Raw genomic sequence first — 11,974 nt, 5'->3', positions numbered from 1 at the left:
AGGGCGCGGTCATCCCGCGACGCGGATGCGGTGGCCGGTCGGGAAATCCTGGCTGATGAGGTTGAGAATCGCGTCGGCCACCACCGACGGCGACTTCAGCGTGGATTCGTCCTCGCCGGGAAAGGCCTTCGCCCGCATCTTTGTCGCGGTCGCGCCCGGATCGACGATCGCAGTGCGGATGTTGCTGATCCTGGCGACTTCCTCACCATAGACCAGCAGCAGCATGTCGAGCGCGGCCTTCGACGCGCCATAGGCACCCCAATAGGGCCGCGGCTTGGCCCCGACTGACGAGGTAATGGCGATCACTTTCGCATCGGCCGAGGCGCGGAGCATCGGATCGAACATCGCGATCAATTGCTGCTGCGCCATCACGTTCAAGGTCAGCAGCGAGGCAAATTCCTTGCTGTCCCATGCCGGCACCGGCGCGAGCGTGCCGAGCATTGCGGCGTTGAGCACGAGGATATCGAGCGCGTCCCAGCGCCCGGATATCGCGGTCGCGAGCCTCGCAATGCTGTCATTCTCGGCAAGATCCATCGGTGCGATCGTCGCGCTGCCGCCGGCGGCATGAATCCGCTCCTCGACTTCTTCGAGCCCGCCCGCCGTCCGCGCCGTGAGGATCACGTGGGCGCCGGCCTTGCCCAGAGCCTCGGCCGTGGCCGCGCCAATACCGCGCGACGCACCGGTGACGAGCGCCAGCTTGCCGGAAAGAGATAAGGTCATCGAAAAGCCTCGCTGGGGCGTGGATCAGGCGACCACGCGCTCGCCATGGAGGGCGAGCTGGTCGGTGGGGATCAGCTCTTCCTGATCGGTGAGGTGGGTCGGATAGTCGCCGGTGAAGCAGGCGTCGCAATAACGCGGTTGCCGGGCATCGCGATCGGGTTCGCCCAACGCCTTGTACATGCCGTTGATCGACACGAAGGCCAGGCTGTCCGCGCCGATGAACTTGGACATCTCCGCGATATTCATCTGCGCCGCCAGCAGCTTGGCGCGCTCGGGCGTGTCGACGCCGTAGAAGCAGCTGTGCCGGGTCGGCGGACTGGCGATACGGAGGTGGACCTCGGCGGCGCCGGCATCGCGCAGCATCTGCAAGATCTTGACGCTGGTGGTACCGCGCACGATCGAATCGTCGATCAGCACCACCCGCTGGCCGTCGATCAGCGCGCGATTGGCATTGTGCTTCAGCTTGACGCCGAGATGGCGGACCTGATCGCCGGGCGAGATGAAGGTGCGGCCGACATAATGCGACCGGATGATGCCGAGCTCGAACGGAATCCCCGATTGCTGGGCATAGCCGATCGCCGCCGGTGTGCCCGAATCGGGCACGGGCACGACCAGATCGGCTTCGACGCCGCTTTCGATCGCGAGCTGCGCACCGATCGCCTTGCGGACCGAATAGACCGACGATCCATCGACGATCGAATCGGGGCGCGAGAAATAGACATGCTCGAAGATGCACGGGCGCGGCCGCACATCGGCGAATGGCCGGATCGAACGCAGGCCGCTCTCCGATACGATCACCAGCTCGCCCGGATCGACCTGGCGGATGAAAGTGGCGCCGATCACGTCGAGCGCTACGGTTTCGGAGGCGAAGATATAGGCTTCGCCGATGCGGCCGAGGACCAGCGGGCGGATGCCGAGCGGATCGCGGCAGGCGATCATGCCTTCCGGCGTCATGCACACCAGCGAATAAGCGCCCTCGACCTGCTTGAGCGCATCGATGAAGCGATCGAGCAGGGTGCGATATTTGGACATCGCCACGAGATGGATGATCGTCTCGGTATCGCTGGTCGACTGGAAGATCGATCCGCCGCGCACCAGTTCGCGCCGCAGCTTCATCGCGTTCGAAATATTGCCGTTATGCGAGATCGCGAAGCCGCCCGAGGACAGTTCGGCAAAGAGCGGCTGGACGTTGCGTAGCGCGGTTTCGCCGGTCGTCGAGTAACGGACATGGCCGCAGGCGACATGGCCGGGCAGGCCACGGATCACGTCGTCGCGGTCGAAATTGCCGGCGACATGGCCCATAGCCCGATGAGTGTGGAAGGCTTGGCCATCCCAACTCGTGATGCCGGCCGCTTCCTGGCCGCGGTGCTGTAGCGCATGGAGACCCAGAGCAACCATCGCTGCTGCTGTTTCGGCGCCCCATATGCCAAAAATGCCGCACTCTTCGCGCAGCTTGTCGTCGTCGAACGGATGCGTTGTGAGCATCGCGAATCCTATCGCGGTGGCTGATGGGGGGCATATAGGGTGAGGTATCGGCTTTGTCGCCCCCCAACATTTCACATCTTTGTCACATGGTTGCCTGCTTGCCTCCCGCTATGGTTTCGCGCAATCCGGCGTTATGGATCAGGATCGCGAACAGGGCAGCCAATTGCTGCCGAAATTTGATGCCAACGGCCTCGTCACCGGGGTCGTCACCGATCATGCGACCGGTGATCTGCTGATGGTCGCGCATATGAATGAAGAAGCAATCGCGGCGACGATCGCGAGCGGGGAGGCCACGTTCTTCTCGCGTTCGCGGGGCCGCCTTTGGAAAAAGGGCGAGACCAGCGGCCATGTGATGCGCGTGATCGAGATGCGGATCGACTGCGATCAGGACGCGATCTGGCTGCGGTGCGAGCCGGCCGGGCCCGCCTGCCACACGGGCGAGGCGAGCTGCTTCTACCGGCGGATTGAGGGCGGGGCGCTGGTTCGGGATGATGGATCGAGCGGTATCTGCGGCGTTAACCACGACCATTAGGACTCAATTATCGGTTTCGCCCGTAGGTTAACCCTCAATTACCATTTTCGCGAGGGAGCGGCTGTGTCATCGTGCCGATCATGGACGATGTGGCAAAAAATGTTCCGCTACGCGGACGATTGATCGACTCGCTCTACACCGAGGCGATGGTGCTGGCCGACGAGGCCCGATCCTATTTCGATCAGGGCGGACTCGCCGACCGCGAGGCACTGAGCCCGCTCAAGCGGGTAGTTCTGTCATGCGAATCGCTCCGGGTGACGACGCGATTGATGCATGTCCTGTCGTGGCTGCTCACCCAGCGCGCGATCGATGCCGGGCAGATAGCCACTGCCGATCCCACCCCGGCCGAGCAATGGGCGGGCCTCGAGGCGCAGGCCGCCTCGCTGGAAGGGATGCCGCTGGCGGCGATCGCGATCATCGAGGCGAGCCGGGATCTGTGCGCCCGCGTGGCCCGACTGGACGGCGAGGAGATCGCCGACATGCCGCAAAGCCCCGCGCTGGGCCTGCTCAACCGGCTCGAACAGGCGTTTTAGCACCGCCGATCTGCTGCGACTTCGTACTTTTTGCCGCTGCCGCGGTTGCATAATCGCTATTGCGACGCATAACCTCGCTCCTGAAAGGGAGCTTTATGGTCAAGGCGTTACTTTCTGGGCTGGGGGGCGTGGTCCTTGCCTCCGGCGCCATCGCGGCCGAACCCGTCGCATCGAACGGGCCTCGACAGGAAGCCGATGATCAGATCATCATCGTCACCGCCTTGGCGCGTAGCCAGAACCGCCTCGACACGAGCGTCTCGGTCAGCACTCTGAGCGCCGCCCAACTGGCGATCGTCGTGCCCCGGTCGACAGCAGAGATTTTTCGCGATTTGCCGGGCGTGCGCTCCGAAAGCTCGGGCGGCGAGGGTAATGCCAATATCGCTGTTCGCGGTCTTCCGATCGCGTCGGGCGGCGCCAAATATTTGCAGCTGCAGGAGGATGGCCTGCCCGTCCTGCAGTTTGGCGACATCACCTTCGCCAATGCCGATATCTTTCTGCGTACCGATATGAACGTGCAGAAGATCGAGGCGGTGCGCGGCGGATCGGCGTCGACCTTCGCATCCAATTCGCCGGGCGGCGTGATCAACCTGATCTCGAAGACCGGCGATCGCGAGGGCGGAGCGATCCAGTTCGGAGCCGGCCTCGATTATGACGAATATCGCGTCGATATGGATTATGGCGCGCCGCTGCCCGGCGACTGGACCTTCCATGTCGGCGGCTTCTATCGGCGCGGCGAGGGGCCGCGGGATGCCGGATTCGCGGCCAATCGCGGCGGGCAGATCAAGGCGAACGTAACGAAAAAAATCGCCAACGGCTTCGTCCGGCTCTACGCAAAATTTCTCGACGACCGCGCGATCGCCTATCTGCCCGCGCCGGTGCGGGTGACCGGCCGCAACGGCGATCCGCATTATGCCAGCCTGCCCGGGTTCTCGACCGCTGACGGCACCTTCGCCTCGCGTTATCTGCGCCAGCATTTGACGCTCGATGGCAATAACACGCCCGTCACCGACGATATCGGCGACGGCATGCATCCTCTCGTGAAATCGATCGGGTTGGAGGCGCGCCTCGAGCCCGGCGATGGCTGGACGATCAGCGAACGGTTTCGCTTCGCAGCGATTTCCGGAAATTTCGCGGGGCTGTTTCCGGCGGCAGTGGACAGTGCGTCGGCGGTCGCGACCTCGCTCGGCGGGGCGGGTGCCACGATCGCTTATGCGACGGGACCGCAGGCGGGCACCGTGATCGCCAATCCGGCCGCGCTCAACGGCAATGGTTTGCTCGCGAAGCTGACGGTGTTCGACACGCGCCTCAACAATCTCGACAATATCGCCAACGACCTGCGAGCCACGCGCGATCTCGATCTCGGCGGCGGCAGGTTGAGCCTTACGGGTGGGCTGTTCCTGACCCGGCAGACGATCGGTACCGACTGGTTGTGGACAAGCCTCGTGTCCGAGGTGCGTGGCGATGGGTCGGCGGCTTTGGTCGATATCCGCGATGGCAATGGCCGCCCGGTCACCGAAAAGGGTGTTTACGCTTATAGCGCAGCGTTCTTCGACAATTGCTGCCGGCGCAGCTACGATGTCACCTATACGATCGCGGCGCCGTTCGCGGCGCTGAACTTCACGCATGATCGCTGGACGTTCGCGGGGAGCCTGCGCTGGGACAAGGGCTGGGTGCGCGGCAGCGTGGCGGGCGCGGATCTCGGAAATACCGGGACTGGGCTGGCGATGATCGATGTCAATGGCAACGGAACGATCTCGGCCCCCGAGCGGCAGACCGCGATCCTGCCAGCGGTGCGTTCACCGGTCCATTATGACTATGATTATGTCTCTTGGTCGGCCGGCCTGACCTACAAGGTCAAGCCCGAGCTGGCTTTGTTTGCGCGCTACAGCCGCGGTGCGCGCGCCAATGCCGATCGCATCCTGTTCGGCCCGGCGGTCAATCCCGTGACGGGCGGGCTCGTCGATGCCGACGCTGCCGTCGATGTCGTGCGGCAGACCGAGGCCGGCTTCAAATATCGCGATCGCGGCGTCGGCCTCTACGGCACCTTTTTCTACACGACGACCGAGGAGCAGAATTTCGAGGCGACCACCCAGCGCTTCCTCGATCGCCGCTACCGCGCCTACGGCATCGAGCTGGAGGGCAGCTATCGCAACGGCGGTTTCGGCCTGACAGGGGGCGTGACCTGGACCGATGCGAAGATAATATCCGACCAGCTTATCCCGGCTGTCGTCGGCAACGTCCCGCGGCGGCAGGCGCGCTTCATCTATCAGATGACCCCGCAATATCAGCACGGCTGGTTCACGGTCGGCGCGAACCTGATCGGCACCACCGGCAGCTATGCGCAGGACAATGACGGGCTGCGGCTGCCGGGCTATCGCGAGGTTAACACGTTCGTGCAGGTGCAGCCGCTGCCGCGGGTGGCGGTGTCGCTGAGCGTGAACAACCTGTTCGACGTGGCCGGCTTCACCGAGGCGGAGGACGCGACGATCCCGGCCAACGGGATCGTGCGGGCGCGATCGATCAACGGGCGCACGGTATCGGCCGCGGTGAAGTTCACGCTCTGAAAATTCCTCCCCGTTCCGGGGGGATTTCAGACCTTCGCCTCGATCGCGTCCCAGATCATCGCCGGCGTATCGGTGCCGTTGAAATTGTCGATCGCGACGATGCCGGTGGGCGAGGTGACGTTGATCTCGGTCAGGTGACCGGCGATCACGTCGATACCGACGAACAGCAGCCCGCGCGCCGCCAGATCGGGGCCGAGCGCATCGCATATCTCGATCTCACGCGGGGAAAGTTCGGTCGCGTCGGCGCGGCCGCCGGCGGCGAGGTTGGAGCGGATCTCACCGGCCTTGGGCAGGCGGTTGATCGCGCCCGCCACCTTGCCGTCGATCAGCACGATACGCTTGTCGCCCTTCGATACGTCGGGCAGGAAGGCCTGCACCATGAACGGCTCGCGCCACACTTGCCCGAACAATTCGGTGAGCGCGGCGAGATTGGCATCCTTGCGGCCGACATGGAACACCGCCGAGCCGGCATTGCCGTAGAGCGGCTTCACCACCACTTCGCCGTGCAGTTCGTGGAACGAGCGGGCATCCTCGAGCCGGCGGGTGATCATCGTCGGCGGCATGAAGCGCGCATAATCGAGAACGAACAGTTTCTCGGGCGCGTTGCGCACGGCGGCGGGGTCGTTGACCACCAGTGTCTGCCCCTGGATGCGCTCCAGAAGGTGGGTAGCGGTGATATAAGCGAGGTCGAACGGCGGATCCTGGCGCATCAGCACGACATCGATATCGTCGGCCAGATCGATCACCTTGACCTCGCCGGCTGCGAAATGGTCGCCGGCCACACGCTGCAGTTTCAGGATCGGCCGGGCCGGGGCGGTCAGCCGCCCGTCGCGATAGCACAGATCCCCTGCGCGATAATGCCAGAGCTTATGCCCGCGGGCGAGCGCGGACAACATCACCGCAAAGGTCGAATCGCCGCCGATGTTGAGCGTTTCGAGCGGGTCCATCTGGACGGCGACATTCAAACTCATGGACAGGCGCTCCGGCGACAGGGAAGTGGTGCGTTACCTAGGGATGGCTGACCGGAATGTCACCCGTGCCACACGTTCTTCATGTGAATCGGCAGCCGCCACGGCCGAATCAGCATCACGTCGATCCGGATATCGGTCGCGCCGGCGCCATAGCGCGGCAGCACAGCCTCGGCCGCGGCGATTACCCGGCGCAGGCGGAAATCGTCGATCGCCATCGCCAGCGCGGCCTCGTTCGTCCGCATCTTGACCTCGACGAATGCCAAAGTCCGCCCGCGCCGTGCGATCAGGTCGATCTCGCCGCGCGGCGTCTTCACGCGCTCGCCAAGGATGCGCCAGCCGTGGAAGCGCATCCACCAGGCGGCGATGCGCTCGCCGGCGCGGCCCTGCTGCTCGGCGCGCCTGCGGGTCAATCTTCGCCTTTGAGCGCGGTCGCGCGGACATAGAGGTCGCGGCGGGGCAGGCCGGTCGCCTTGGCTACCTCACCGGCGGCCTTGGCGGCGGGCAGGCGCTTGAGCGCTTCGATCAGCAGCGCATCGGCATCGGCGGCGCTGGCGACCGGCGCCTCGCCCGGGGGGCCGACGACGACGACGATCTCGCCTTTCGGGCCCTGCTCGGCATAACGCTCCGCCAGTGCGGAGAGGGTGCCGGTCACCGCCTCCTCATAGGTCTTGGTGATCTCGCGGACGACGGCGGCGTCACGGTTCCCCAAGCTGTCGTGCAAAGCCGCGAGCATCGCGCCGAGCCGCGGGCCGGATTCGTAGAAGATCAGGGTCGCGCGGATCGCGGCGACCTCGGCGATGGCATCGGCGCGGGCCTTCTCCTTCGATGGCAGGAAGCCCAGGAAGAAGAAGCGGTCGGTTGGCAGCCCCGCCAAGGTCAAAGCGGCGATGGCGGCGCAGGGGCCAGGGATGGTCGTCACGTCATGGCCGGCCGCGCGCGCATCGCGCACCAGCTTATAACCGGGATCGGAAATCAGCGGCGTGCCGGCATCGGACACCAATGCCACCGCGCTGCGGCCCATCCGCTCGATCAGCCCGGGGCGAACCTTGTCGGCATTATGATCGTGATAGGGGGTCATCGCACGCTTGACGCCGATCCGGTTGAGGAGCTTCGCGGTGACGCGGCTATCCTCGACCGCAATCGTTTCGGCGCGCGAAAGGATCGATGCGGCGCGCGGGGAGAGGTCGCCCAAGTTGCCGATTGGCGTGGCCACGATATACAGGCCCGGGGGCAACGGTGCATCGGACGGGATATCGTCGGGCGTGTCGGTTTCGATCAGATCGTTCATAGGATGATGTTCATGGCAGAGGCTTCCCGGCGCAGGCAACCGGTTCGACACATATTCCGGCACGCGGCGCTCATGGCCACGATGCTGTTGGCGAGCTGTTCGATGGTGCCGAAGGGCGGACGTCCCGGGCCGAGCATGCCCGCCAAGCCCGTGGCCGAGGCCCCGGTTGGCGGTCTCCCGCAGGATCAGGCGCGGCATCGCATCGCTTTGCTCGTGCCGCTGACCGGCCCGAACGCGGCGGTTGGTCAGTCGATCGCCAATGCCGCGACAATGGCTTTGCTCGATACCGGCAACAAATCGATCCGCATGACGACTTATGATACCGCGCCCGGCGCGGCGGCGGCGGCGCAGCGCGCGCTGACCGACGGTAACAAATTGTTCCTGGGGCCCTTGCTGTCCGAAGATGCGGCGGCGGTGACGCCGGCGGCACGCAAGGCGCAGGTGGCCGTCATCTCCTTCTCGAACGATGCCGCGATCGCGGGTGACGGCGTGTTTGTGATGGGCTTCTCACCCACCCAGTCGATCGACCGAGTGGTGCGCTTCGCCAGGTCCAAGGGCGTGACGCGTTTCGCGGCCCTGGTGCCGGGCGGTGCTTACGGCCGCAACGCCTCCAACGCGGTGATCAAGGCGGTGGAGAGCGCGGGCGGCAATCTCGTCGCGATGAAGAGCTATGAGCGCAACCCGAAATCGCTCGGCCTCGCGGTCGCGCAGCTCGGCCAGAATCAGGATTATGACGGTGTCCTGCTCGCCGACAATGCCCGCATCGCCGCGACGGCAGTGCCGCTGATCCGCAAGGGATCGAGCCCGCAGGCGCGGATCCTAGGCACAGAACTCTGGGCGGCCGAGCCGACTTTGCTCGCTTCGCCGATGCTGGGCGGCGCCTGGTATGCGAGCGTCTCCGACGGCCGCTACCGGCAACTCGCTTCTGCCTATCGCCGCCAGTTCGGCAAGGCGCCGTTCCGGATCGCCAGTCTCGGCTATGATTCGATGCTGCTGGTGGTGAAGATCGCCGGCGGCTGGAAACCCGGCGAGCGCTTCCCTGTCGCCAAGCTGCGCGATGATGGCGGCTTCGTGGGGGTGGACGGTGCCTTCCGCTTCTCCGGCAGCGGCGTGGCGGAGCGGGCGCTGGAGGTGGATGAGCTGAGCCCCTCGGGAGAGAAGGTGGTTTCGCCGGCGCCCAACGGGTTTTGAGGGGGGAGTTGCGTAATTCCTCCCCGAGCTTGCTCGGGGAGGAATTAGAATGGTTCGATTTTGACGCGTTTTTGCTAGTTTTCGGGCTCCCATCCTTAAGCCTATTACAAAATAACTTATATTAAGATATTGTAATTAATAGATAATTACAAAAAATCTCGAAAAGTCGGCTGGACGCACAGCCGCAATATCGTCACCCTATGATCTGGCGGGATCAATCGAGGAGCCCCCCCCAATGCCGAAGATGATCGCCATGGCCGTGCTGAATGCTGGCGGCCAGCTCGAGCGGATAGAGCGCGATATCCCCGCGCCGGGCGGGGACGAATTGCTGATCGAGGTCCATGCCTGCGGCGTCTGCCACAGCGATTCGCTCACCGTCGAAGGATATATACCCATCCAATATCCGCGCGTGCCCGGCCATGAGGTTATCGGCACCGTCGCGGCGGTGGGCGCCAATGTCAGCGGCTGGCAGATCGGCGACCGGGCCGGGGTCGGCTGGTTCGGCGGCTCGTGCGGCTATTGCGCGCGCTGCCGGCGCGGCGATGCCTTTGCCTGCGAGACCGTCCAGGCGGTGACCGGCGTCACCCGCGACGGCGGCTATGCCACACATATGATCGCGGCCGTATCGGCGGTGGCGCATGTCCCCGCCGATCTCGACGCGATCGAATCCGCGCCCTTGCTCTGCGCGGGCATCACCACCTTCAATGCGCTCAGAAATTGCGGCGCGGGGGCGGGCGATCTGGTGGCGGTCCACGGCGTCGGCGGGCTCGGCCATCTCGGCATCCAGTTCGCCCGCCGGCTCGGCTTCCGCACCGTCGCGGTCAACCGCGGCCGCGACAAGGAGGCGCTGGCCCGATCGCTCGGCGCGCATGATTATATCGACAGCGACGCGGGCGACGTCGCCGAAGCGCTCCAGCGGCTCGGCGGCGCGCGGGCGATCATCGCGACCGTCACCAGCGCCGATGCGATGCAGGCGATCGTCGGCGGCCTCGGCCCCAACGGCATGATGATGGTGATCGGCGCGGTGGGGGCGTTTCCGGTCGACACGCTCGGTCTGCTCGGCAAGCGCGCGGCGGTGAAGGGCTGGTATTCGGGCGTGGCGGCGGATTCGGAGGATACGCTGGCATTCAGCCAGTTGAATGACGTGACCTCGATGAACGAGGTCTATCCGTTCGAGGAGGCGCAAGTGGCCTATGAGCGGATGATGAGTGGGAAGGCGCGGTTTCGGGTGGTGCTCAAGATGCGGTGAGGGGAGTAACCGGGTGAATGTGCCGGTCAATGCTGGAATTTTGAGGGTCTAGTATTTAAGCGCAACGCGACCATCATTTGTTTTATCCAGGGAATCTCTCGGCTTACTGCTGTCAATGCCATCAATTTCGCTTCGATGAAAATGTTGGCCTTTTTCTAGATTCGATGCGGCGATAGCATTGCAAGGGGAAGGAAGCTTGCGATGGTGATCATTGAAGGATCGGCGCTCCCGGGGCTGGCAGCGATTATCTCGGCACTATTGTTGGGGTCGGCAAGCCTCGTTTGGGCGATTAGGCGTAAGCCTTGAGGGGAGTATCGGTAGGTTACCGTAAAGTGATGCGCTTCTGAAGCGTGTCATGGTGAATCTCAATAGAATCTAGATTAAATTCCTATCGGTCGACTTGTTCGGCGTTTCGGGGCATGTGCGCAATTGCAGGTCGAAACAGCTTTTCCGCAGTGGTAACCGCCTCAGCGATTTGATCTGCAAGAGGGTCGGGATCGATGCTGCCCTCCCATATCGCATATTCGAGGTTCTGGCGCGTTTGGAATTGTTGTTCATGGAGCAGCGGGCCAGAGTCGCGGACAAGCATGCTTGCGGCAACATTCACCCGGTGCAAAACTCGCCAGATCTCCTGATAGGGTACTTCGGCTTCTGGACCGAACAAGGCGGTCGCACGATAGCGTCGAGCATAGAAATCGTCGAAGAAGTTGGAATGGGTGCGGACCCTTCGGAGGTACGGATAGTAAGCGTCGCGCGAGCTGCGGATGGCCTCGACCTCGGCATCGCGACCCACACGATCGTCATTCTCGGCTCCGAAAGATCCGGGCGAACGAATGGCCTGCATCCTGCTGCGAGCTTCGTAGAAATCGCTGAGGGCTCTTTCGGCGAACTCGGCGTTACGTTTCCAATCGGTGAGCGCTCGATCAAGCGCCATCTTACGTTCGGCGAGGGCCTTGTCGAACTCAAAGCGCTCTGTCGCCAAAGCGCGGTCTGCGGTAATTTTAGATTGGTGCAGAATCGAGCTTATGACGGCGTTGCCGATCATGACGAATAGTGCGACCAGCCCGGCGACGATTGCTGCATCGACCACCGGTTGGTTTAGCCAGTGGTTGTCGGCAACAGTCTGCACGATCGCCTGCTTAACGCCGGACATCATAACGAAACCGCCGTTAATATTTTGTGGAAACCCTCGGCAGGCGAGGTCATTGGGCGAACAAAAAGCATATTTCTCTAAACCACTGGCCTATCAAGTATAGCACTCTCTGCATTACAATATCAGTACTACCGAATGCGCCAAATGTCGAATTCGGGCGGGCAATGGAGAACCGGATCCGGTCAAACCAGCAACCGCGTGGCGCCGTGACAGTCGGCCCTGCCGTTGCAAGTCGCTGGTCGAATGCATGCACCGCGGCGCCACGTTCCGAATCCACCGCAACGTGCA

11 protein-coding genes are annotated in these 11,974 nt (G+C 63.7%); 5 read left to right on the top strand and 6 right to left on the bottom strand.

Translation table 11 applies throughout. The features are described from left to right. Window positions 1-9: 9 nt before the first annotated feature. The gene (locus tag BLS13_RS05365) at window positions 10-720 is read right to left on the bottom strand and encodes an SDR family NAD(P)-dependent oxidoreductase (RefSeq protein ID WP_093450401.1); all 711 of its coding nucleotides are present in this window, start codon (window positions 718-720) and stop codon (window positions 10-12) included. 24 nt (window positions 721-744) lie between these two features. Beyond that, window positions 745-2,205, bottom strand: a complete 1,461-nt coding sequence (gene purF, locus BLS13_RS05360) for an amidophosphoribosyltransferase (RefSeq protein ID WP_093450400.1) — start codon at window positions 2,203-2,205, stop codon at window positions 745-747. 133 nt (window positions 2,206-2,338) lie between these two features. Between purF and hisI the strand changes: the two genes are divergently transcribed. The 3 genes from hisI (at window position 2,339) to BLS13_RS05345 (ending at window position 5,834) form a co-directional block, all read left to right on the top strand. After that, on the top strand, window positions 2,339-2,737 hold the full coding sequence (hisI, locus tag BLS13_RS05355) for a phosphoribosyl-AMP cyclohydrolase (protein WP_093450398.1): 399 nt from the start codon (window positions 2,339-2,341) through the stop codon (window positions 2,735-2,737). Window positions 2,738-2,817: 80 nt separating this feature from the next. After that, a complete protein-coding gene (locus BLS13_RS05350; RefSeq protein WP_093450397.1) occupies window positions 2,818-3,270 on the top strand; it encodes a DUF1465 family protein in 453 nt (150 codons plus the stop codon). 95 nt (window positions 3,271-3,365) lie between these two features. Then, window positions 3,366-5,834, top strand: coding sequence for a TonB-dependent receptor domain-containing protein (locus BLS13_RS05345; protein WP_093450395.1), 2,469 nt, complete (start codon window positions 3,366-3,368; stop codon window positions 5,832-5,834). A gap of 26 nt (window positions 5,835-5,860) precedes the next feature. Here BLS13_RS05345 and gshB read toward each other — a convergent pair whose 3' ends face one another. Genes gshB through rsmI form a run of 3 tightly spaced genes read right to left on the bottom strand, consistent with a single transcriptional unit; the run spans window position 5,861 to window position 8,093 of the window. Further along, on the bottom strand, window positions 5,861-6,805 hold the full coding sequence (gshB, locus tag BLS13_RS05340; RefSeq protein ID WP_093450394.1) for a glutathione synthase: 945 nt from the start codon (window positions 6,803-6,805) through the stop codon (window positions 5,861-5,863). A 59-nt stretch (window positions 6,806-6,864) separates the two neighbouring features. Beyond that, window positions 6,865-7,215, bottom strand: coding sequence for a YraN family protein (locus BLS13_RS05335; protein WP_093450392.1), 351 nt, complete (start codon window positions 7,213-7,215; stop codon window positions 6,865-6,867). Continuing rightward, window positions 7,212-8,093, bottom strand: coding sequence for a 16S rRNA (cytidine(1402)-2'-O)-methyltransferase (gene rsmI / locus BLS13_RS05330; RefSeq protein WP_093450391.1), 882 nt, complete (start codon window positions 8,091-8,093; stop codon window positions 7,212-7,214). Before rsmI ends, BLS13_RS05335 begins: the two co-directional genes overlap by 4 nt. Window positions 8,094-8,105: 12 nt before the next feature. Here rsmI and BLS13_RS05325 point away from each other — a divergent pair, with 12 nt between their 5' ends. Both BLS13_RS05325 and BLS13_RS05320 read left to right on the top strand, forming a co-directional pair. Continuing rightward, window positions 8,106-9,284 (top strand): penicillin-binding protein activator, encoded by a 1,179-nt coding sequence (locus tag BLS13_RS05325; protein WP_093450663.1) that lies wholly within the window; start codon window positions 8,106-8,108, stop codon window positions 9,282-9,284. 235 nt (window positions 9,285-9,519) lie between these two features. Continuing rightward, on the top strand, window positions 9,520-10,533 hold the full coding sequence (locus BLS13_RS05320) for an alcohol dehydrogenase catalytic domain-containing protein (protein ID WP_093450390.1): 1,014 nt from the start codon (window positions 9,520-9,522) through the stop codon (window positions 10,531-10,533). Between the two features lie 388 nt (window positions 10,534-10,921). Here the strand turns inward: BLS13_RS05320 and BLS13_RS05315 are convergent, their stop codons facing one another. Beyond that, complete coding sequence (locus BLS13_RS05315) at window positions 10,922-11,689, bottom strand: hypothetical protein (protein WP_093450388.1); 768 nt, start codon at window positions 11,687-11,689, stop codon at window positions 10,922-10,924. Window positions 11,690-11,974: the final 285 nt, after the last annotated feature.

The organism is Sphingomonas sp. YR710, assembly GCF_900101455.1.
In the GTDB taxonomy this organism is placed as follows: domain Bacteria; phylum Pseudomonadota; class Alphaproteobacteria; order Sphingomonadales; family Sphingomonadaceae; genus Rhizorhabdus.
This window is presented reverse-complemented; position numbering and strand designations above follow the sequence as displayed.